General features: G+C 36.3%; 21 protein-coding genes and 1 pseudogene. 7 read left to right on the top strand and 15 right to left on the bottom strand.

Going from position 1 to position 22,741, the window contains the following annotated elements; all coding sequences use genetic code 11:
• The 4 genes from hemY to DJ93_RS18080 all read right to left on the bottom strand — a co-directional run bounded on the left by hemY (position 1) and on the right by DJ93_RS18080 (position 5,750).
• The gene (gene hemY / locus DJ93_RS18095; protein ID WP_042982354.1) at positions 1 to 1,422 is read right to left on the bottom strand and encodes a protoporphyrinogen oxidase; all 1,422 of its coding nucleotides are present in this window, start codon (positions 1,420 to 1,422) and stop codon (positions 1 to 3) included.
• 25 nt (positions 1,423 to 1,447) lie between these two features.
• Positions 1,448 to 2,383, bottom strand: a complete 936-nt coding sequence (hemH, locus tag DJ93_RS18090; protein ID WP_042982352.1) for a ferrochelatase — start codon at positions 2,381 to 2,383, stop codon at positions 1,448 to 1,450.
• Positions 2,384 to 2,397: 14 nt separating this feature from the next.
• Positions 2,398 to 3,444, bottom strand: coding sequence for a uroporphyrinogen decarboxylase (gene hemE, locus DJ93_RS18085; protein WP_042982351.1), 1,047 nt, complete (start codon positions 3,442 to 3,444; stop codon positions 2,398 to 2,400).
• A gap of 188 nt (positions 3,445 to 3,632) precedes the next feature.
• Positions 3,633 to 5,750 (bottom strand): transglycosylase domain-containing protein, encoded by a 2,118-nt coding sequence (locus DJ93_RS18080; RefSeq protein ID WP_042982349.1) that lies wholly within the window; start codon positions 5,748 to 5,750, stop codon positions 3,633 to 3,635.
• A 127-nt stretch (positions 5,751 to 5,877) separates the two neighbouring features.
• Between DJ93_RS18080 and DJ93_RS18075 the strand changes: the two genes are divergently transcribed.
• Positions 5,878 to 6,357 carry an antibiotic biosynthesis monooxygenase family protein gene (locus DJ93_RS18075; RefSeq protein WP_042982348.1) on the top strand — a complete coding sequence of 160 codons (480 nt, stop codon included), beginning with the start codon at positions 5,878 to 5,880 and terminating at the stop codon, positions 6,355 to 6,357.
• Positions 6,358 to 7,476: 1,119 nt separating this feature from the next.
• Here DJ93_RS18075 and DJ93_RS34845 read toward each other — a convergent pair.
• The 8 genes and pseudogenes from DJ93_RS34845 to ecsA all read right to left on the bottom strand — a co-directional run.
• Positions 7,477 to 7,673 (bottom strand): annotated as a pseudogene (locus tag DJ93_RS34845) (prealbumin-like fold domain-containing protein); the annotation flags it as partial.
• A 371-nt stretch (positions 7,674 to 8,044) separates the two neighbouring features.
• Positions 8,045 to 9,469 carry a PH domain-containing protein gene (locus DJ93_RS18070; RefSeq protein ID WP_042982346.1) on the bottom strand — a complete coding sequence of 475 codons (1,425 nt, stop codon included), beginning with the start codon at positions 9,467 to 9,469 and terminating at the stop codon, positions 8,045 to 8,047.
• The gene (locus DJ93_RS18065; RefSeq protein ID WP_042982345.1) at positions 9,462 to 9,938 is read right to left on the bottom strand and encodes a PH domain-containing protein; all 477 of its coding nucleotides are present in this window, start codon (positions 9,936 to 9,938) and stop codon (positions 9,462 to 9,464) included. The genes DJ93_RS18070 and DJ93_RS18065 overlap by 8 nt, the downstream gene beginning before the upstream one ends.
• 81 nt (positions 9,939 to 10,019) lie before the next feature.
• Positions 10,020 to 10,199 (bottom strand): hypothetical protein, encoded by a 180-nt coding sequence (locus DJ93_RS18060; protein WP_042982344.1) that lies wholly within the window; start codon positions 10,197 to 10,199, stop codon positions 10,020 to 10,022.
• Positions 10,200 to 10,201: 2 nt separating this feature from the next.
• Positions 10,202 to 10,783 carry a TetR/AcrR family transcriptional regulator gene (locus tag DJ93_RS18055; RefSeq protein ID WP_042982342.1) on the bottom strand — a complete coding sequence of 194 codons (582 nt, stop codon included), beginning with the start codon at positions 10,781 to 10,783 and terminating at the stop codon, positions 10,202 to 10,204.
• A gap of 127 nt (positions 10,784 to 10,910) precedes the next feature.
• Positions 10,911 to 11,624: an ecs operon protein EcsC gene (gene ecsC / locus DJ93_RS18050; RefSeq protein WP_042982341.1), complete on the bottom strand. Its 714-nt coding sequence runs from the start codon at positions 11,622 to 11,624 to the stop codon at positions 10,911 to 10,913.
• Between the two features lie 13 nt (positions 11,625 to 11,637).
• On the bottom strand, positions 11,638 to 12,849 hold the full coding sequence (locus DJ93_RS18045) for an ABC transporter permease (RefSeq protein WP_042982340.1): 1,212 nt from the start codon (positions 12,847 to 12,849) through the stop codon (positions 11,638 to 11,640).
• The gene (gene ecsA, locus DJ93_RS18040) at positions 12,842 to 13,585 is read right to left on the bottom strand and encodes an ABC transporter ATP-binding protein EcsA (protein WP_042982337.1); all 744 of its coding nucleotides are present in this window, start codon (positions 13,583 to 13,585) and stop codon (positions 12,842 to 12,844) included. The genes DJ93_RS18045 and ecsA overlap by 8 nt, the downstream gene beginning before the upstream one ends.
• A gap of 570 nt (positions 13,586 to 14,155) precedes the next feature.
• Between ecsA and DJ93_RS18035 the strand changes: the two genes are divergently transcribed.
• On the top strand, positions 14,156 to 14,590 hold the full coding sequence (locus DJ93_RS18035; protein ID WP_042982336.1) for an HIT family protein: 435 nt from the start codon (positions 14,156 to 14,158) through the stop codon (positions 14,588 to 14,590).
• A 5-nt stretch (positions 14,591 to 14,595) separates the two neighbouring features.
• Here the strand turns inward: DJ93_RS18035 and yhzF are convergent, their stop codons facing one another.
• Complete coding sequence (yhzF, locus tag DJ93_RS18030) at positions 14,596 to 14,787, bottom strand: membrane protein YhzF (protein ID WP_042982334.1); 192 nt, start codon at positions 14,785 to 14,787, stop codon at positions 14,596 to 14,598.
• A 78-nt stretch (positions 14,788 to 14,865) separates the two neighbouring features.
• Here yhzF and DJ93_RS18025 point away from each other — a divergent pair, with 78 nt between their 5' ends.
• Both DJ93_RS18025 and DJ93_RS18020 read left to right on the top strand, forming a co-directional pair.
• Positions 14,866 to 15,228, top strand: coding sequence for a YtxH domain-containing protein (locus DJ93_RS18025; protein WP_042982333.1), 363 nt, complete (start codon positions 14,866 to 14,868; stop codon positions 15,226 to 15,228).
• Between the two features lie 298 nt (positions 15,229 to 15,526).
• Positions 15,527 to 16,084, top strand: a complete 558-nt coding sequence (locus tag DJ93_RS18020; protein ID WP_042982332.1) for an HTH-type transcriptional regulator Hpr — start codon at positions 15,527 to 15,529, stop codon at positions 16,082 to 16,084.
• Positions 16,085 to 16,089: 5 nt separating this feature from the next.
• Here DJ93_RS18020 and DJ93_RS18015 read toward each other — a convergent pair whose 3' ends face one another.
• The gene (locus DJ93_RS18015; protein ID WP_042982331.1) at positions 16,090 to 16,425 is read right to left on the bottom strand and encodes a DUF1878 family protein; all 336 of its coding nucleotides are present in this window, start codon (positions 16,423 to 16,425) and stop codon (positions 16,090 to 16,092) included.
• 119 nt (positions 16,426 to 16,544) lie between these two features.
• Between DJ93_RS18015 and DJ93_RS18010 the strand changes: the two genes are divergently transcribed.
• The 3 genes from DJ93_RS18010 to helD all read left to right on the top strand — a co-directional run bounded on the left by DJ93_RS18010 (position 16,545) and on the right by helD (position 20,677).
• Positions 16,545 to 16,739: a hypothetical protein gene (locus tag DJ93_RS18010; protein WP_042982330.1), complete on the top strand. Its 195-nt coding sequence runs from the start codon at positions 16,545 to 16,547 to the stop codon at positions 16,737 to 16,739.
• Between the two features lie 448 nt (positions 16,740 to 17,187).
• Positions 17,188 to 18,036 carry a peptidylprolyl isomerase PrsA gene (gene prsA, locus DJ93_RS18005; protein WP_042982328.1) on the top strand — a complete coding sequence of 283 codons (849 nt, stop codon included), beginning with the start codon at positions 17,188 to 17,190 and terminating at the stop codon, positions 18,034 to 18,036.
• A 310-nt stretch (positions 18,037 to 18,346) separates the two neighbouring features.
• Positions 18,347 to 20,677, top strand: a complete 2,331-nt coding sequence (gene helD, locus DJ93_RS18000) for an RNA polymerase recycling motor HelD (protein WP_042982327.1) — start codon at positions 18,347 to 18,349, stop codon at positions 20,675 to 20,677.
• A gap of 331 nt (positions 20,678 to 21,008) precedes the next feature.
• On the opposite strand, the gene glpD is transcribed toward helD, so the two are convergent.
• Positions 21,009 to 22,691: an aerobic glycerol-3-phosphate dehydrogenase gene (glpD, locus tag DJ93_RS17995; protein WP_042982326.1), complete on the bottom strand. Its 1,683-nt coding sequence runs from the start codon at positions 22,689 to 22,691 to the stop codon at positions 21,009 to 21,011.
• Positions 22,692 to 22,741: the final 50 nt, after the last annotated feature.

Here is a 22,741-nt window from a genome sequence, read left to right as displayed (position 1 = left end):
CTACCACACCACCAAGTCTGTTTCCATAACCTTCTCTAAATGAGCTAATACACGCTTCGCCGCCACTTCACCTTGATCAATACAGTCAGGAAGACCAGAACCAGCGTAAGAGCCTCCCGCTAAATATACACCAGGTAATTCTGCTTCCATAAATGTTGTTAACTTTTTCATTCGATCTTTATGTCCAACTGTGTATTGTGGCATTGCTTCTTTCCAGCGACTCACGACTGTGAAATCTGGATCGGCTATAATTTTCATCGTCTTTTGTAAATCATCTAATACAAACTGAACGATTTCCTCATCCGTTTGTTCCACGATTGCTTCATCACCAGGACGTCCAACATAACAGCGCAGCAATACTTTTCCTTCAGGTGTTGTATGCGGCCACTTCTTATGTGTCCATGTACACGCTGTTATCGAAAAGTCACTATTTCGGGATACGACAAAGCCTGTCCCGTTAATATCCCGCTGAATCGCAGATTTAGGGAAAGCTAGCGCAACGTTCGCAACAGATGTAGACGGGATGTTACGGAAGAAACGAAACTGCTTATACTGCGCAAACATAGACGGCAACACTTTATGAGAAGTTGCTACGACGATAGCGTCCGCTTCTATTTCTTTTCCGTTACTAAGCGTGATAACATAGCCATCACCAAGTTTTGCAACTTTTTCAATACGAGTTCCCTTCATTACCGTATGATCATCAAGGTTCTCTTCAATCGCTTCTACTAAGGAGGCTAAACCTGTTTTTAAAGTTAAGAAGATACCTTTCTTCTGTACATCTTTCTTTTGTTTTGGAGTGAGCGTACGCATACCAAGGGAAATACTACGATGTTTCTGTTCAATTTGATAAAATTTAGGGAATGTCGCCATTAAACTCATTTCATCAATATCTCCAGCATAAATGCCGGATAATAATGGCTCAATTAAGTTTTCAACCACTTCATTTCCTAGACGATGTCTAAAAAACTGTCCTAGTGATTGATCAGAAACTGGCTTTGACCTAGGCAATACTAAATCAAAACCAGCTCTTATTTTACCAATTGGGGAGAACAGTCCTGAAAATAGAAACGGAGTAATTTGCGTTGGAATTCCCATCATCGATCCGCTCGGCATTTTGTGTAATCGATTATTTACGAGGACGAACGATTGACCAGTTGCATTGTTTACAAGTTCATCGCCAAACCCTAATTCTTCCGCTAATCTAGCTGCGCTTTCTTTTCTCTCTAAAAAAGAATCTGGCCCGCGTTCAATTGTAAATCCATCTTTTCGAACGGTTTGAATTTTCCCACCAAGCTTCCCCGATGCTTCTATAAGTAATGTATCAATCGGCAAATTATTTTCGCGAATTTCTTTTTGTAAATAATATGCTGTCGTTAAGCCCGCGATACCGCCACCGACGATCACAACTTTTTTCCTCAAAACAGTTCCCCCTTTCTAAAAAGTATTATAATGCTGATTCTTTTTTCTTTAATACAACATCTGCTAAACAATCGATAAATGCTTCTGATGCATTTGGCATTTCCGGACGATAATATTTTGCACCGATTTCATCCGTAACAACTTTACACTCGAAATCATTGTCATATAAAACTTCTAAATGCTCAGCGACAAATCCAACTGGTGCATAGACGAATGAACTATAGCCATACTTTTCATGTAGTTCTCTCGTTAAATCTTGTACATCCGGACCAATCCAAGGATCTGGTGTATTGCCAGCGCTTTGCCAACCTACTGCGTAATTTGCAACTTCAGCACCGCGCGCAATATAATCTGCTGTTTCATTTAATTGCTCTGGGTACGGATCACCTAATGCGATAATTTTTTCTGGCAAACTATGCGCAGATACGATTAATACTGCCTTTTCACGTTCCACTTCTGTCATACCGCTATATATATCTTTCACTGCATCGACCCAATACTGAATAAATTTCGGTTCTTTATACCAGCTGTCGATACCGTGAATCGTTAAGTTTCCAAGTTTCTCTGCTTCTTCTTGTGCTCGTCCTACATACGATTTCACACTAAAAGTAGAGTAATGAGGCGCAAGAACGAGTGCAATTGCCTCTTCAATTCCGTCCTTATGCATTTCTTTTACTGCATCCTCAATAAACGGTTCGATATGCTTTAAGCCAAGATACATATGGAATTCAACTTCATCCTGCACTTCATTTAAACGCTTTTCTAACTTCTTAGCTTGCTCTAATGTGATAGTAGCTAAAGGAGAAATACCACCAATTGCACGGTAACGCTCTGTTAAATCTTCTAGCATTTCAAGACTTGGATTTCTTCCTCTACGAATATGTGTATAGTAACGTTCAATATCTTCTTCTTTATATGGCGTTCCGTATGCCATTACAAGCAAACCAACCTTCTTTTTCATACAGCTATTCTCCTTTACTTCGCTAACTGTTCTTTAGAGTATTCATGAATAAATGTAGTTAAACGTTTTAATGTATCTGGATTTACTTCTGGGAATACACCGTGACCTAAGTTAAATATATAACCTGGCTCTTTCATCCCTTGATCTAAAATACCTTTTACATGCTCTTCAATAACAGACCAAGGCGCAAGTAATAAAGAAGGATCCATATTTCCTTGGACCGCCTTATGAACGCCGCGCATGCGTGCTTCTTCGATTGGCAAGCGCCAGTCTAAACCTACTACATCAAGAGGCAAGTCATGCCATTCATTTGCTAAATGACCCGCACCAACGCCATGCATAATCATCGGAACACCCATACCGCGAACTTCTGCAAAAATACGCTCCATTGCTGGTTTAATAAACACACGATAGTCTGCTACATTTACTGTTCCAACCCAAGAATCGAAAATTTGAACAGCTTTTGCTCCTGCGTTAATTTGTGCTTTTAAATATGTAATAACCATATCTGCAAGCTTATCCATTAAAGCGAACCAAGCTTTTGGCTCTGCATACATAAATGCTTTCGTATTATGATAGTTACGAGAAGGACCGCCTTCAATCATATAACTTGCTAATGTAAATGGAGCCCCTGAAAAACCGATTAACGGAACATCTAACATTTCTGTCGTTAATAAGCGAATTGTATCAAGTATGTATGGTACATCATCTTCCGGATGAATTTCCCCTAGTTTTTCTACGTCCTGTAAAGAACGGATTGGATTATCAATAACCGGGCCAATGCCAGATTTAATTTCTACGTCCACACCGATTGCAGGTAGTGGTGACATAATATCTTTGTAAAGAATTGCTGCGTCTACATTATATTGATCAACAGGTAATTTTGTAACGTATGCGCATAACTCTGGATTATGTGTAATTTCAAATAAGGAATATTTCTCTTTTATCTTTCTATATTCCGGCTGCGAACGACCTGCTTGGCGCATATACCATGCTGGTACATACTCTGTGCGTTCCCCCCTACATGCTTTTAAAAATGTCTCATTTATATTTCTTACCAAGATCCTTGCTCCCTTCCTTACCACTGCTTTTGCTTTAAATACGTTCTACCCCATATTTATCTTTTTTTACTATACAGCTTGTAAAAACAAAATGCATAACATTATGTACGTTGTTCATCAAATTGACACAAACGTTCGTAAAAACGCTTACTATTTTCACAACATTCTTATTATATCATAGAGAAAAACTATGGTTTAGCTACTTTTGACTTTTCTCCTTCACGATTTGTTTGTGTGTTATATGGTACAACGTAAAAACTCGGTTTTGAAAATAAATTTATAAATTTTTCCTCATACTCACCTATTCCTTTTACTGTTCCTACATGAGTATGCATTCCTTTTTCAAGTTTATAAATTCGATATATAATTCTTTCATCCGGAAGCGGCGTCCAGCTTAATTTTGTCGTAAATAATCCGAAAGGACTAAACGATAGCTTTGCTTTTACGTTCTCAATTTTATTTAAACGAATTGGCTTTCCGATTGTTTCAACACCTTTTGGTTGCTTAAAATCCCCTTTATCTTGTATATTTGCCTTCGTTAAAATCTTTTTAAATAGCATCGTTGCAGATGCATTTCCATCTTCCAATTGATGCTCTTTGTCCGTACGATCATAACCGATCCAAACCGCACCTACTACATTCGGTGTATAACCAACGAACCACACATCCCTTGCGCCACGATCCTCATTTGGGAGTGAAGTTGTACCCGTTTTTCCAGCGAGCGCCCCATTATATACACCTGTCTTCGCTGTTCCGTCTTTCACAACCCCCTCTAACATCTTTGTCATATACCATGCCGTTTGTTTTGAAAAAACTTTCGTTTCAGCTTTCGGTGACTCCCCAATTACTGCTCCGTGCCGGTCTAATACTTTATCAATCACATGCGGCTCAATTATTTTTCCATTTGCTAAAAAAGCACGGTACATTTTAACAAGTTCAAATGGAGAAACACCATTTTTCAATCCACCAAGAGCTGTGCTCAAACCAGAGTCTGCAATATGAATATTTCCCTTTTCTAAATATTGCTTTCCTTCTTCTACTCCTAGCTCATTTAATAAAGAGACAGCTGGTACGTTTGCTGATTCTAAAATAGCATCATACATCGTTACCTCTTTCGTATATTGATGATTATAATTCCGAGGTTCATAACCTTCGAAAGAAACTTTTTCATTTGTTAATAAAGAATATGGATTATATTTTTTCGTTTCCAAAGCTGGTGCATAGACGATAAGCGGCTTTAAAACAGAACCTGGTTGCCTTTTCGCAAATACGCGATTAAACCCTCTCGGAACATATTCTCTTCCGCCAATTGCCGCTTTAATTCCTCCAGTCGCATTATCCATTAATAAAAAGGCACCTTGCGCACCATTTTCTTTCCCCGGAAAATTTCTCGCATCTTGAAATTGGTTATACGCTACTTTTTGAATCTTTTCATCCATCGGTACTACAAATGTATAGCCACCGCGGAGCACTTCTTGATGAGACAGTCCATATGAACGCGCCGCCTCGTCTACGACCATATCTATATACGGCATATATGCAAGTTCACGTTCATCTAAATTTTTATACAGCGCGATTGTTTTCCCTTGATAACGAACGCTTTCTTCAGCTGTTACATATCCTTGTTTATGCATAAGAGATAGTACGAGATCACGGCGTTCTTTACTCTTCTCTGGATATAAAAACGGAGAGTAGCCATTCGGCGCTTTCGGAAGTCCAGCCAGCATCGCTCCTTCTTCAACCGTTAATTGCTCTACATTTTTATTAAAATACAATTTCGCCGCCGCTTGAATACCGTAAGCTCCATGACCGAAATAAATATGGTTCATATACATTTCAAGAAGCTGCTGCTTCGTATATTTTTGTTCTAATTGAAGAGATATGGCTACCTCTTTCAATTTGCGCGTAAATGTTTTTTCACGAGTTAAAAAGACATTTTTAGCTAGCTGTTGCGTAATCGTACTACCGCCTTCCACCTTTTCTCCAGCTAACGTGTCTTTATACAATGCACGAAATATAGAAGGATAATCGATTCCGTGATGTTCATAAAAACGAGAATCTTCCACAGCAATAAACGCTTGCTGCACATACTTTGGAATTTGTTCAATTGGTACAAGTTCCCGATTTTCTACATATAACTTCGTAATCTCTTTTCCTTTCTGGTCAACGATACGTGATGAAGAGTGGAATACGAGTTGCTTTTCATCCATCATATAGCCACCAGCTAACACAATGAGTTTATAGAGTACAATTGCTACTACAAACGTTGCTACACCGCCTAATAAAGTCCACTTCACTTTCTTCATACATCGTCCTTCTTTCCAAATGATGGTACATTTATTATTTGAAAAAGAATTATCTTTATGTATATAATCTTCGAAGTTTTTTAAGAGAGTTGATATAATAGAGACAAAATATAAAGGGGGCATTAAAATGAAGGCTATTATTTCATACGAAACACCTCTAGAACAAGCACATTTCACTGCAAAAAATAATGAAAAAGATATGTTTTATAAAGAAAATACAGAGGAAACTGTAGAAGGCTCACTTCAATATGACGTATTAGACGCTGTTGGCGAATTTAAAGGACAACCTGGCTTTATCGTTTGTAACAACATTTCTGTAACAGACGAAGGTCGTCCAGTATTTGAAAATCGTTTTAAAAACCGTGCTGGACTTATTGAAAACGAACCTGGTTTCCAAGCGATTCGTGTTCTTCGTCCATTAAGTAACGATACATATGTCATTTTGACGATGTGGGAAACGGAGCAAAACTTTAAAGATTGGACAGAATCACGCTCTTTCGAAAATGCACATAAAAAACGTCCTGCTCAAACAAATGCAGATGCAGCGCCGCAAAAAAGCATTTTCTCTAGACCATCTTTCGTAACGACGTTTGATGTGTTAGCTTAATTAAAGGGTATTGCAAAATTGTCAGTAAATGAAATTACATTGACGATTCGACAGAGAATATCGACTTACCAGCAAATAACGACAGAAAGGAAACACCGTTACGTATCGGTGTTTCCTTTCTGTTTATACCAATTATGTATATGAACAATATCCTCATGAATGTATTAATTTTATATTATCAGAAAATAAAGTTCCATATACATTTTTGTAAAAATATAGTTAACAAAACGAGTATACTTTTATTATAGAAAGAGATTTATTGATGTGAATCAAACAGAAAAAGGCTACCTATTTCCGTAGGTAGCCTTTTTCTATAATTTTGCTTTATTGTACAAAGCTCATTATACCGCTCTCTTACTACATATTTCATATGCAATTTTACATAAAAACAATACCTAAATAGTGTAATCCTCTATCTACATCGCTTCACGAGCAAATTATATTTAAAATAAAACTAGTTTTTTATAGATTTTTTGATATAATTACATACGGGAAATGAGAAGGTTTTTTATCTTCTCTTGTGTTTTTATTTGCATCTAGTTTTTTGCTAGATGCTTTTTTTATTATGTAAAATGAATTGTGCCATAAAAAGATCCGTAACTGAAGCACGCAAGAAAGACTATATAATGAATGAAAGTTACTAACACGAATTCTGAACATAATGATGAAATGAATAAATAGCAACATATATAATATTCTTCCAATATTATTATGCTTTGTGAAGCTTTTAAACATAGTATGTATTCATGGCTAGATTGAAAAACGAAAGAAAAGGCGTTTATTTCCACCGAGGGGGCTTCCCTTAACATTTTTCTTTATTGTACATCCGGCTTAACAGAAAGATTTCCATACAATTCTACATAACCAATATAATGATAGTAGAAAGTATCTATACTAAACATTAACAATATTCCGTGTAAATATTCTCAATTTACTGAATACGAAACGAATGTTATGCTATTCGTGTAGTAATCATTTGTCAAAACCATGTCCCCGAATACACGGTTTTGACATAGTCATCTCAATACGCGAGAATACGGCAAAAAGGTACTCTAAGAGTGCCTTTTTGTTTTCTTAATAAACAATATAAATAGCAAATAAAAAAGATACTCCAAAATATTGTGAGATACCTTTTTTGATTTCGAATGATACTGGTTTTGCTAGTTTTTTGTAACCTGGTAAGCTTTCTACCTCTACTAATTTGTACTTTCCTACGGATAGATCGGTAACTTTCACTTTTCCATTTTATCTGTTGTTACTTTTGTTACTACTGCGCCTGCTGATGTTTTCTGGCTGTCTTTATCTTCTTTTATTAAAAACCCCTATATTGGTAAATATGATAACACTAACTACACCTTGTCGACCATACATCTATATATTAATATTTTCACCTCCTCCCTTATGTCCTTTCGTATAGAAAAATTAAACAAATTTATATTATTACATATGTAAAATTGCATACGAAATCATTCCTCCACAGTGCTATACTTTGAGTGAGCTAATAATATCTATTCATCGTTAGATTAGAACACTAACCGTCTTATCTAACAACGTGTGAACTATGAAACGAAAGAAAAGACACCTGTGAGGGTGTCTTTTCTTTCTATAAGATAAAACCAATTAACAAACTTGTCTCCAATTTACATAGAAAAATAACCCGCCTTCCACTGAAGACGGGCCGTTTCAATTAACCCTCATATATTTTCTTCTTATACCAATCTTGCATCTGTTCTGCATCTTTTAAACGTGTATGCTCTAGTTTATAATTCGAGGATGCGCTTGAGAAGGTATAATTACACAAATTCGCTCTTCGCTGCAAATATGATTGCGTTTTCTCAATCGATTGAACGTGTCTTCGGCGCACAAGTCCTGTATATTTAGCAATACTGCGATATACAATTGTTACTTGCTCTCCTTTTACTCCATATCCACCTGCACGGAATGTTGCATATCCAAGTAAAAAGATTAATCCAAATAACGGTAACAATGACAAAATTACGAAATACTTTTCAAAATATATGCTTACGCCTGTAATCGGGATTGCTAATATAGAGAAGAAAACAAAACTATCAAACAAATAGCGGCGTAGTGCTACTTTTGGTAATGCTATAATATTCGTATTCATTTCATATGGCAATTGTAAATGAGTTAATAAGTCTTGCACACGGTCTTTTCGAATAACCGGATGCAACATAACCTTTCCTTCATCTTTATCTTGGCTTTGAATGACTTCTACTTGCACCGCACAATAGCCGAACGGTTGGCGTAAAATACCTTCTTTTATTGTAATTCCTTGAATGCGGTGCAGTTTTAATACGAGTTCTTTTCTCTCAAGTAATCCTTGAGAAATACGCACTTCATCATTTTTTCGATTTACTGTAAAATTCGCATGTTTTAACGCGTATCCAATCGTTGATACGATCCAAGAAACGACGAGTAAAATAGCCACCATATAAATCCAGCCATACACATCATGATCCATTACATACGACTCTACTTTATTTTTCATCCATTTCGGAATGTACTCATCTACTTGAGAATAGATGAAAAATAGTAAGGAGAACAATAAACCGAATTGCCCAGATGTAACAGATGCTAATAAAATTTCTTTCCACGTTAATTTATACTCTGTTGTCTGCTCTTCTTCCACAACAATTTCTTTCGGTTCTTCTTTGTTTGTTTCCTCAGTTTTTACTGTTGGTTCATTTAGCATTGTAATAAGCGCTGTTGCCTCATCTGCTGTAATACCAGCTAAGTTTACTTCTGGTTCGTTTCCCCCGCCAGCTGTTTCAATTGTAATTTTCTTTAAGCCTAACACTTGATACAACATGTTTGAACTTGTATGAATCGTTTGTACACGTTCTTTATTTAAATAACTTTCTTTTTTAACAAAAAGCCCTTGCTTAATGTGTAACACATTATTCTCGACCCAATATACTTTGTAATACCAGCCTGCGACGGCTGAAACAACCGTAATTATCGCAAACCCTACGGGGATTAAATACCAAAATGGAAACTTTCCGTTTAAGCTAAAAAGGAAAATGATTAATGGTATAAAGTCTGTTATTTTTAATTCTAATAACATCGTGATCGGATGTTGCCTTTTATACATCCTCATCACTCACCTTCGCAAGTTCTCCAATTCTTGTTTTAAGTCTTTCTGCTTCTCTCATCGTTAAGCCAGGAATACGATGAGAAGTAGCTGCAGTTGAAATTTGCAATTCTGCTAATCCATGTTTTCTCATAATTGGACCCTGTTCAATTGTTACGTGCTGTACACGAATCATCGGAACTAATACACGTTTGACAACGAACATACCATGTTGAATTTCTAGCTCCTCATCATTTAGTTGATAGCTAGAATAACGCTGGCGTAATTTCGGAAAGACACTGTAATCAAACGGCGTATACACAACCGTTAATCCGACGAGTACATAGAAAAGCCAAGCCCACCAGTTAAACTTAATCATAAAGAAGAGATACGCTAAAACAACAATTACACTTATCCCCGTATCAATTAAGGCACGAATCTTCCATACCTTGACCATATCGGGATGAATTTCATTTTCCAATGGCTGCATGTAATCACTCCAAACCTAGTAATCTAATATATAAATTCTCTCATTTTATATTTTACATAACTTTACAGAAAATTGGAATTTTTATTTCCCCTCTTCTTCCTCTTTCTTCTCGGGGATAAAATAGCCGAACCACAGTAACCAAATTAAACTAATCAACGTTAGCCAACTTTTCTCACCTTGAAAAGCGTCAATAACATTTGGAAACTTATAAACGCCTACAAATCCAAGGAAACCGAGCCACCAGTTTTTTTGCATTTTCATCTTTACTCCCCCTTCATTACGTTTTTCACATTTTGAATCCAAATTTCTTTATACTTTAACTGGAATCCCATTAACATGTAGTTGCTCATATTATCAATAACGAGTGCTAACGTGTGGGCATTTTCTTCTGTTTCATGTTCTGACACAACGCCAAGTTCCACACCTTGCTTCAATAAATCATGGAATCCATTTAAAAACTCTTCTTGTATTTCAAATAAACGTTTCTGATACTTTTCATTTCGCGCCGCAGTTACAATAAATTCATTTATAACGCGTAGTATTCCTTCTTGTCCTTCATACTCAGACAACATATGTAAACCATCTGCGATTAACTTCTCTTCAAAGTTTTCCTTCGTATATAGTTCTTTATCGAAGTAATTGGCAAAATGATATCCAGAAAAAATTTCTTCAAATAAAAAATCTACTAACGCTTCTTTAGACGAAAAATGATAATAAATGGCCGGTTTTGAAATACCTACTTCTTTCGCAATCATTGAAAGGCTCATCTTCTCAATGCCATGCTCCGCCATCAACTTGAAAGCTGCTTCTACTATATGTTGAGATGTTTGCAAATTCTTTGTCATACTGTACCTCGATTATTTTTACTTACCGACCGGTAAGTAAATTGTAAAATGAATTTTTTTCATTTACAAGCCTGATCCATATATCGGCGATCCGCCAAAGAATACATAACAAAAAAAGCAGGAGCCACTAAGCTCCTGTTTGCTGAAGAAAACGCAGACGATAACAATTCATCGTGACTTCCCCGAGTCTTTGTAATAATTGATAGTTCGCATATGCTCCGACTGGGGCGCCGATTACTGGAACGAGCTGAAGCATTTTTGCTAAATCGATATAGTCTCGGTACTCTGTTTGGAACTTTTCCCAGTCCATATGATTTTCTTCTTCTGTATCCCACGTTTCAATCGCTTTCCATATTTCTTTTCTATGATCGTCACTCGAAAAAGCAAGTTGGAAAACGTGAAGGATAAAAAGGCGCTCTTCTTTTTGACTCGTATCAAATCCGTACAATGTTGCTGCATCGAATAAAAATTTAATTTTAATCGTAAGAAGTAGCGGAAAGTCAGCAAGACCGAGAAGAATACCACCAGCTCCCGTTCCAGCCCCTTCTGCCGCTGCTATTTTTTTGTACTCATCCATTTTTTTACGTACTTCATCGTCACGTCTTTGCAGTGACCAGTTCGTCTCTTTTAATTTCGGCTTTATGAAGTTTGATCCGGCACTAATCGTTTGTACCATCATCCGAATCGTTTCTGTTAATACTTTTTGCACTTTCGCCGGAATAAGCTGTTGTACTTTCGTCTGCACTTTTTTTGAGAACCGTGTCATCATAGAAGAATCTTTCATGAATGTAGCTTTCCACTGCTCCAACTCTTTTATAACCTTCTCTTCATATGTAATCATAGGTTCATTCCTTTCAATTTAAACGCTCAATGCGCTTTGCCCCGTATTGGTAAACGAAACCAATACTAAATACTATGCTCACCACAAATAAAATGCCTGTCATCATGAAATCTTTTGTCGCAATCGCAAATAAAATTGTAAATATGACACTACCAATGCACAGAATTGCGTTTAAAAGACGAAGAAAATCTTTCTTCTTCTCCTCTAGTCCTACTGGATATAAATCGAGCCAAACTTTCAAACGATGATTTTTCCACAGCGTTAAGAGCTGATAACCGATTAAGTATAAAAAGACAATACTTACGATAAAACGTCCATATAAAAATGGGATAAAGTAAAGTATTACTCCTCCAAGAACAAGTAAGCGCATATATAAACCAAAATAGTTACCCGATCTTAAAAATGTTCTCGTATATAAGTATAAGTATGTACGTTTTTCACCAATGATTGAAAGAATGAAATCAAGCCATTTTCGGCGTGATACCCTCTCTTTTAATGCTGGTACATCAACAAACATATTTGCAATTCGGTACAATAGCATCATTTTTTTGCCTTCTTCAGAAATTAAATACTCCCAGTTTATCGGCTTTCCTTTTACCTTTTGATGCATAACAACAAGGTATACAGCCATCAGAAGAACAATTGCACCGATATAACCCATCGAATGACGCTCTACAAGGAAATACACAAATAATCCGTTCAAAATTAAGCGAATGAACCAATCGGCCCTTTGAGCATTTTGATCTGTTAAAAATGATTTTTCCCATGTGACAAATAAATTCCACGCTTTCACTAACACAAGCGTGAGTACAATCCATATGTAAGCTGCCCCTGTTTGCTTCATTTGCTGGAAGTACAACGGAGCAAGCGCTGCTGCAGTAATTGCGATTACGTATAGCTGAATCATAAACGTAAAGAGAAAGGCCTTCGTAAAGTAAGGCTTTAACTTCTCTTCAACCGGAAGCAAATACACAAGATCTGCTTCTTTTAATAACGTTTGAATGGATCCTGCCGTCAATACAAGCCCAAGTAAAACGGCCATAACGAGTGCGGCCGGAAACGAAGGTGTTAACGTTTGTAACCATTGCTGATAATAATACGCTCCTGCACCAATGATAAATATGAAAATAAACTTCAAATGATCATTAAACACGTATTTACTGTATGTACGAACTTCTTTTAGAAAGTGCCTGAACCGTTCTTTCCATAACGCTTTACTATTCATAATCTTCTTCCTTTGTTAAAGCAATATAAATATCATCTAACGTTGCGCCCGGCATATTAAATTGTGCTTGTAATTCAGATAATGTTCCCTTCGCCCTTACTTCACCTTGATGTAAAATAATGAAGGAATCGCAATAACGCTCTGCTGTCGCTAAAATATGTGTACTCATTAAAATGCCAGCACCGCTCTTTTTCATTTGATCCATCATTTGGAGCAGTGATTGAATCGCTAAAGGATCGAGTCCGACGAAAGGCTCGTCCACAATGTAAAGAGATGGTTCTACAAGAAATGCACTCATAATCATTACTTTTTGCTTCATCCCTTTTGAAAAATGAGACGGGAACCATTTCAAACGATTTTTCATACGGAACTCTTGTAATAGTTGTCCGACGCGTTCTTCATATTGTTTTTCATCTACACCGTACGCCATCGCTGTTAACTTTAAATGCTCTTCTAACGTTAACTCATCATATAATACAGGCGTTTCTGGAATGAATGAAAAGCTAGAACGATACGCCGACATATCATCACGAATTGTCTTTCCATTAATTGTGACAGTTCCTTTTTTCGGTTCCATTAAGCCGATAATATGTTTAATCGTCGTACTTTTACCAGCTCCATTTAAACCAATTAAGCCAACAAGTTCACCTTTATTCACAGAGAACGAAACATTTTGCAAAACAGGTCGTTTCGTATATCCTCCTGTAACATTTTCTACACGTAATAACTCGCTCATACGACACCACTTTCTTCGTTATATTCATTCAAAATGTATATATTCATCTTACCAAAAATCACAACATACTACATAGTATCGATTTCTTCAAAAAAAAATTTTAATTTCTTTACATATATTTTTCGAAAGCGGACATCATAATTAGTGAAGAAGGAACACATTGAAAAAGCAACCACCAATTGATGAGTACAACAACTTAGTGAAGCCATCATGAAATGGGGTGTCCATGTTGGACAAAGAAAATTTACACACAACCAGATAATTTGTTTCATTTTAGAAACGGGGTGTCTCGAAAAGAGAATATACTTGTTTTATAAAATAAACAATTTCATTTCAGAAAAGATTGCAATTTCATTTCACTTGTAAATGGGGTGTCTACGGCAGAAACTTTAGCCGATTTACCATGCATTTCTTAAATAAATGAGGTGTCTGCGAAAGGTAAATTATAAAAATGCTTTTTCAATCCATCTTCAGAAAACAGGAAGCTGAGTCAGCTTCCTGTTTTTCGTGCTTGTTCTCCTATGTAATTATGGTAAAATACGGCTAAGGCTACTTGAAAGGATGAGAACGATGAACCATACAGCAGACAATTGTATTTTTTGTAAAATCATTGAAGGACAAATCCCTTGCTCTAAAGTATATGAAGATGAACATGTGCTTGCATTTTTAGATATTAGTCAAGTAACAAAAGGACATACACTTGTTATTCCAAAAGAACACAAACAAGATATCTTTGCTTTAACGCCAGAAATTGCATCTCATATTTTTTCTGTCGTACCTAAAATCTCAAATGCAATCAAATCAGAATTTAATCCAGTTGGCTTTAACCTGTTAAATAATAACGGCGAAAAAGCTGGACAAACTGTATTCCACTTCCACCTTCATTTAATTCCACGCTACGGCGAAAAAGATGGCTTTGGCGCTGTTTGGAAATCACACCAAAATGAATATACAACGGAAAGTTTACAAAATATCGCAAGCACGATTGCAAATAGTGTAGAATAATGACACTATAAAAAGATGTAAAACACAAATGTACATAGCAAGCCGATTCCTCCAAACGAAATATATTGCATGGCTTGTTTCTTCACCCAAAACGCCGGAGGATATGATCTTTTTTGTTTTACAAACATCAATAAATGCATAGCACGTACAAGAAAGAAAAGACTTACGATAAAGCAAATTGTCGCTAATAAACTCACTTTTCTCCCCCCTTGTCTTAAGCATATGCACACTTTTATACATCATGAATATGAACAAAAAATAAGGAGGTTTCCTTTATGTCAAAAGCTAAATCCTTTATTACAGGTATAATTTGCGGCGGGGCAGTTGCTGGACTAACGGTTCTTTTTTCAACTCCTTCTTCTGGTAAAGATATGCGCGGCAAACTAAAAGAAAAAGGAAATGATATTAAAAAGACGTTAGCTGATATTACAGCTGATACAAAATTATTAAAACGTCAAATCGTTGAAACAGCTTCGGAAGGTAAAGAAGTGTTTCAAGGGCTAAAAGATGATATGCAAGATACGCTTTCAACTTGGAAGCAAGATATTTCTCAAAACAAGCGTCATATTGAACAAGAAATTTTAGATATTCAAAAATCCATTGAGAAATTGCAAGATGCCGTTCCAGAAAAAGCATAAACTTATTCACGCTTAGTTTTTTGCATATAACAAATATTTTTCATAATATTTTACCCTAACACGACATGTTGCATAGACATGTCGTGTTTTTATGCATTTACAATATATGTTATCCCTTGACATGTAAAGACAACACACACGTTTTTTTAACCTAAAACGCTTCCATACTTATGCATGATTTGTATAGAATACCATTTTTCCAAAAAATTTTCACAATTCTCACAAAAAGACTTTATTAATTTTTATTTTACTGGCATAATAGATGGTAATGAATAAGAATGTTAAAGTGGGTGAGTAAATGAAAAGTGGAGAAAAAGATTACTCGGTAAAAGAAGCGATGATTTTTAGCCAACGCATTGCTCAATTATCGAAAGCGTTATGGAAATGTGTAGAGAAAGATTGGCAGCAATGGATTAAGCCTTATGATTTAAACATTAACGAGCATCATATTTTATCAATCGCTTATCATTTAAAAGGGGCTTCTATTTCTGAGATTGCAAAGTTTGGGGTTATGCACGTATCGACGGCGTTTAACTTTTCTAAAAAGCTAGAGGAACGCGGCTATCTTGTATTCTCGAAAAAAGAAGATGATAAACGAAATACGTACATTGAAATTACAGAAAAAGGGGAAGAGTTACTGCTTCAATTAATGGAGGAGTATGACCCTGAAAATAATTCTGTTTTTAATGGAGCCCTTGCCCTTCGTAATTTTTACGGTAAGTTCCCAGAAAACATCGAACTAATTGCGATCCTGCGTAACATTTATGGACAAGACTTCATCGATATTTTTGAGAAATCATTAGAAAATATTGAGGAAAACTTTACTGAGTCCGATCAAAAATTAGTGAAGAAATAATACATTTATCTTTTCGCAATCATGAGTAAAAATTCTTTCATAAGTGGCTGAAATAAGCCTTGCTTTATTAGCGCTTCCGCAGTTTCGTTTACTTCGAGCTGATGTGGAAGCGCTTTTTCAAATTGATTCAAAAGTGTATCGAACAAAAGTAAACCTTCTGCTTTCTCTGCTATGTATTGTTCGTTCAGTCTTTCACAAAGATTCAGTATACGTTCAACATCTTTTTTATGAGCTTTATTCTTTATGATTAAAGAATAAAATGGACACTTATCTTCATCAATCATTTTAAATAATAGGTCTACATAATATTCAGCTTGTTCTAGTCTTTTTACAACGTCCATTTTCTCCCTCACTTTCTAACATAAAGTCTTCTATTTCTGAATTTTATAACACGAACAAAATATCGTATGATACAATATATAAAAGTATATGTATTTTGGCCAAAAGGAGGTATCTCCTCGTGACTCTTATAGAAATTGTTTTTGTCACATTTGCACTTCTTATTCTATTTTACACGAATTTCATGACGCATACACTGTGTGAGCGAAAACAAATATCTGTGAGCCGCCAACCTGGTGTCTTTCGGGTTATCAATGTATGTATTACGATTCTATTAATTTCTAGTTATATAGAAATTATATTTCATGGAAAGTGAGGAAGGGAAGCCCCTTCCTCATTTTTTTCCTCTATAAGCAAATTATACCTACTATAACTAATAAAATAAACAGTACAACCAATAAAATAAGTATTGAATTCATTCCCCATCCCCTCCTCTTTTCTGTATATGCTACAAACGCCCAATATGGTACTTCTCCAAAATCTTACACCTACTGGTTAAATTTTCTTTATCAATAGGAAAAGACGTCGAAATATGATATATTAAATTCTGTACATATTGCTTATACTATGAAATAAAATTACCTTCAGCTAAACTTTATCCTCAGCCTCGGTAAGCCCTGTTAAGCGTGCTTTTACGTTATAAAAGGCAAAGACACCAGTGAGACTTAATCGGGCTCTTATGAAGCAAAGAACCTTATAATAAGGCGTTTCTTCATTTGTGCGGGATAAATTAAAAATATATATATAGTAGGAGTGTTTATTGAATGAAGAAAGCTATGCTTGCCTTAGCCGCAACAAGTGTAATCGCCTTATCAGCATGTGGAACGTCATCTGACAAAATCGTAACTTCTAAAGCTGGTGACATCACAAAAGAAGAGTTTTACACACAAATGAAGCAAACAGCTGGTAAACAAGTTTTAAATGGTATGGTTATGGAAAAAGTACTTGTTAAAAACTACAAAGTTGATGAAAAAGAAGTAGACAAGAAATTCGATGAAATGAAAAAACAATACGGCGATCAATTCGACAAATTATTAAAACAACAAGGCATTAAAGAAGAAACTTTAAAAAATAGTGTTCGTGCTCAATTAGCTCAAGAAAAAGCTGTTGAAAAAACAATCACTGAAAAAGAATTAAAAGACAATTACAAACCTGAAATTAAAGCAAGCCACATTCTTGTAAAAGATGAAGCTACTGCGAAAAAGGTAAAAGAAGAACTTGGACAAGGTAAATCTTTCGAAGAGTTAGCGAAACAATACTCTGAAGATACTGGTTCAAAAGAAAAAGGCGGAGACTTAGGGTTCTTCGGACCAGGTAAAATGGTGAAAGAATTCGAAGAAGCTGCTTATAAAATGAAAAAAGATGAAGTAAGCGAACCTGTAAAATCACAATTCGGTTACCACATCATTAAAGTAACAGATATTAAAGAACCAGAAAAATCATTCGATCAATCAAAAGATGCTATTAAAAAAGATCTAGTTCAAAAGAAAATGCAAGATGGTCAATTTATGAACGATCTTATGATGAAAGAAATTAAAAAAGCTGACGTAAAAGTCGATGATAAAGACTTAAAAGATACTTTTGAGGCTCCAAAAGAAGAAAAAAAGAAATAATGAATAAAGAAAAGCTTGGTTAACGCCAAGCTTTTTTATATTCATATCAATCACTTCACTGTTCCCCTTTAAAAACATAAAAACCTTAATTCCCTTATATTAAGCAGGAAATCAAGGTTTTATCTTCTAAAAAAGTATCTACGAATTATTTATCTTATTAAATACATTGATAAAATTAAAAAACTATGATAAATTAGTACAGAAACACCTCTTATTTTAAAAGAATTTAATATTATCCTTATATTAATTGTATAACAAAACCTTTCTTCAGTCAACCCCTACTTTTTCATTTTTAAAGGAGTGCTTAAATATGAATAACGAACTTCAAAAAGAGCAAAAACGATTAGATAGCGTAATTGAGACAATCACGAAGCAGATCGACAAGCTAGAAAATGAAACTAGCAGTCGCCGGGCAGAAGTAATTAATATTCGTAAACACTTTTGGGATGACGTTAAAGTAAACACCGATACTTTTGACGATTATCTTGAAACAGTTATCAACTTAAGACAACAAGCTCAGTCCCTTGCCGTAACACAAATTACACATAAGCACACTTTCAATCGACTCGCTGCACTAAGACGTATGCATAAAGCACCTTACTTCGGACGCATTGATTTTACAGAAGAAGGCGAACCTGCCGCAGAAAAAATTTATATCGGAGTTGCAACACTTACTGATGCAAGCGGAGAAAACTTTCTTATATATGATTGGCGCGCACCTATTTCGAGTGTCTATTATGACTATCCACCAGGTCCAGCCAAATACACTACTCCAGGTGGTGTCATTAACGGAACTGTGGAGAAAAAATTACAATATATTATTCAAGACGGTGTAATTGATTCTATGTTCGATACGAGCCTTACAATTGGAGACGAAATCCTGCAACAAGCACTCGGAAAAGGTACGAACAAACATATGCAAAGCATCGTTGCTACTATTCAGCGCGAGCAAAATGAAATTATCCGTCACGATGAAGGCCGACTACTTATCGTTCAAGGAGCTGCTGGTAGTGGTAAAACATCAGCTGCCCTGCAGCGAATCGCCTACTTACTATATAAATATCGTGAATGGTTAAAAGCTGATCAAATTATTCTCTTCTCCCCTAACTCCATGTTCAACAGCTACGTTTCTAACGTATTGCCGGAACTCGGGGAAGAAAATATGCAGCAAGTTACATTCCAAGAATATTTAAACCATCGACTAAGTAAATCATTTGACGTGGAAGACCCTTATGAGCAATTAGAATATATGCTAACTGAAACGAATAGTGCTTCCTATAAAACTAGAAATGCGAGCATTCGATTTAAAGCATCAACTCAATTTTTCGAGGCAATTCAAATGTACAGACAATCTCTCGAAACGTCCGGTATGTTGTTTAAAGGAATGAAATTTAGAGGAAAGCCAATTGTCTCCGCTAAACAAATTGCAGAACAATTTTATAATACTAATTCCTCCCTCCGCTTCCATAATAGAATTGAAAAGTTAACGGAGTGGCTAAATAAACAAATAGATGAAATCGAAAAAACAGAACTGAAAAAACCTTGGGTAGAAGAAGAAATTGAATTACTTAGTAAAGATGAATATCAAAAAGCTTATAAATACTTACAGAAAAAAGGAGAGTTTGACGACAACTCCTTTAATGATTATGAGAAAGAAACGAAAGTGCTCGGACTTATGATTGTCCGCAAAAAATTAAAATCATTACGCAAAGGCGTTCAAACACTACGTTTTATCAATTTCACAGGCATATATAAACAACTCTTTACCGATGCATCATGGGTTACTGGAGAAAAACCTAAAGAATGGGACGACATTTGCTCACTAACAGTGAACATGCTAGAAGAAGGAAAGCTATATTACGAGGATGCGACTCCATTTTTACTTTTAAAAGAATTAATTGAAGGCTTCCAAACAAACAGATCCATTAAACACGTACTCGTCGACGAAGCGCAAGATTATTCTCCGTTTCAGTTCGAGTTTTTAAAACGTCTCTTCCCTGCCGCAAAGATGACTGTACTTGGGGACTTTAACCAAGCGATATTTGCTCATGCGAGTGAAACAGTTGATTTCCATACACTTACGAATTTATATGGGCCAGATGAAACAAACGGCATTAACTTAACTCGTAGCTATCGATCAACAAAACCAATTATTGAATTTACACGAGATCTCGTTCCAGAAGGAAAGAAAATTAACGCATTTGAACGTGACGGTGAGAAACCTACATTGACCAGAGTTTCTAATTACAGTGAACTACACGACCGTATTACTTCCAAAGTCGCTGAATTACAAAAACAACAGCACAATACGATCGCAATTATATGTAAATCCGCAGCTGAAAGCGCAGCTGCCTACGAGGCACTCAGTCATATCGAGAATATTAAACTTGTGAAAAGTAACTCAGCCGAATATGAGCAAGGTATTGTCGTTATCCCTGCTTACTTAGCCAAAGGGATCGAATTTGATGCGGTTATTATTTACAACGCTTCCGAAGAAGTATACAACGATGAGAGCCTTCGCAGGTTGTTCTACACTGCTTGTACACGGGCGATGCATGACTTGCAGCTTTATAGCGTTGGGGATGTGAGTCCTTTTGTGACGGGGGCTGATGCGGAGAGTTTTGAGCTTACTACACCTTGATAACAATCAAGGTGTTTCTTTTTTATGCAGGATTTACATTTCGAAAATAGAATATATAATTCCAAAAACCTTTAAGGAGCGAAAACCACCCTGCTTCGCTGAAAAGGTAAGGGCGGTTCTCGGCTAAAACGTTAATGTAATTGTCCCATAACCGCACCTACTACCACCACAATAGCAAGTCAGGTTACACAAGGCAGAAGTTTCTCAGGCTTCTGTCTTCTTTATTTTATGCACAATTCATACTACATACTCTATCATCATTGTAACACATTATATTTATTTGTAGTCAAGATAAAAACCGCCTGAAGGCTTCCCTTCAAGCGGTTTCTTTTTATGCTAACGCAGCTGCTTGTTCTTGTTGATCTACAGGAATTACAGCGTCTCTTAACGCTTTTTCTAATTCAGCTGTGTATTTCATTTGTTCTTCTTTGCTCCAACCTAGTTTCGCAGCCATATAATTGATCACTGCTTCTTTCCACTCATATACCCAGTGAATGTTGAAGAATACAGCGCCTCTGCGGCGTACGAAGAAGTCAACTGGTTTCGCTGTCATTTCGTAGTCCATCGCGTATACGAGCGGGATTAAAACGTCAAGCGGCATGTTGTATTCTTTCGCTTCGTCTTTATGCTTTTTCGCTAAGTCGAACAGAACATCAACGTTAGAGCCGTAGAATTTCGCAAATTCTTCAGCTTGAGCTGTTGTTAAACCGTATTTCGTACCTTCTCCTGCTTTCTTCGCAATAAATGCTGGGAATCCGTGCGAACCACTTACATGACCGCCAGAGATTGGCATATGTTTCGTTTCACTCTTCGGATATGCACTATGTCCTTCTTTTTGTAATAGATTCGTTACGTAGTCTACTACCATTTCAGCCATTTTGCGGTATCCTGTTAATTTTCCGCCTGCAATTGTAATTAAACCAGATTCAGAAGTCCAAATTTCATCTTTACGAGAAATTTCAGATGCATTTTTACCTTCTTCATAAATTAACGGACGTACACCAGCCCAGCTTGATTCGATATCTTTTTCTGTAATTTTTACGCTTGGGAACATGTAGTTAATCGCATTAATAATGTATGTGCGATCTTCTGTTGTCATTTGTGGTACAGCTGCGTCTTTATCATAGAACGTATCTGTCGTACCTACATAAGTTTTTCCTCCGCGCGGGATTGCAAAGACCATACGTTTATCTGGTGTATCAAAGTAAATCGCTTGCCCAAGTGGGAAACGTTTTTGATCGATAACTAAATGCACACCTTTTGATAATTGCAGCACTTTACCTTTTTTAGAATTATCTTTTTCACGAAGTGTATCTACCCAAGGACCAGCCGCGTTTACAATTTTCTTACCGTAAACTTCATATACTTCTCCGTCTAGTAAATCGATTACACGTACGCCGCATACTTTTCCATCTTTATATAAGAAACCGTCTACTTTTGCATAGTTAACAGCTTTTGCACCGTGTTCAATTGCTTCTTTCATTACTTCAATTGTTAAGCGCGCATCGTCTGTACGATATTCTACGTAGTAACCGCCGCCCTTTAATCCTTCTTGCTTCACAAGCGGTTCTTTTTTCATCGTTTCTTCACGACTGAACATCTTTCTGCGCTCGCTTCGTTTTACACCAGCTAAGAAGTCATATACACGAAGACCAATTGATGTACTGAATGACCCGAACGTGCCGCCTGTATGGAACGGTAGTAACATCCACTCTGGTGTTGTTACATGGGGACCGTTCTCATATACGATCGCACGCTCTTTCCCCACCTCTGCTACCATTTTCACTTCAAGTTGTTTTAAATAACGTAAACCACCGTGCACAAGTTTCGTTGAACGACTTGATGTACCTGCTGCAAAGTCCTGCATTTCAAACACAATTGTTGATAACCCGCGTGTTGCTCCATCTAATGCAATACCAGAACCAGTAATACCTCCACCAATTACGATCACATCTAACTCTTGTTTATTTACTCCATTTAATACGTCTTTACGTTGTTTACTTGAAAATTTCATGGTAATTCCTCCCTTTGATAACGAAAAAAGAGACCACAAACTCCGCTATA

It is taken from the genome of Bacillus clarus, assembly GCF_000746925.1.
Taxonomy (GTDB): domain Bacteria; phylum Bacillota; class Bacilli; order Bacillales; family Bacillaceae_G; genus Bacillus_A; species Bacillus_A clarus.
This window is presented reverse-complemented; position numbering and strand designations above follow the sequence as displayed.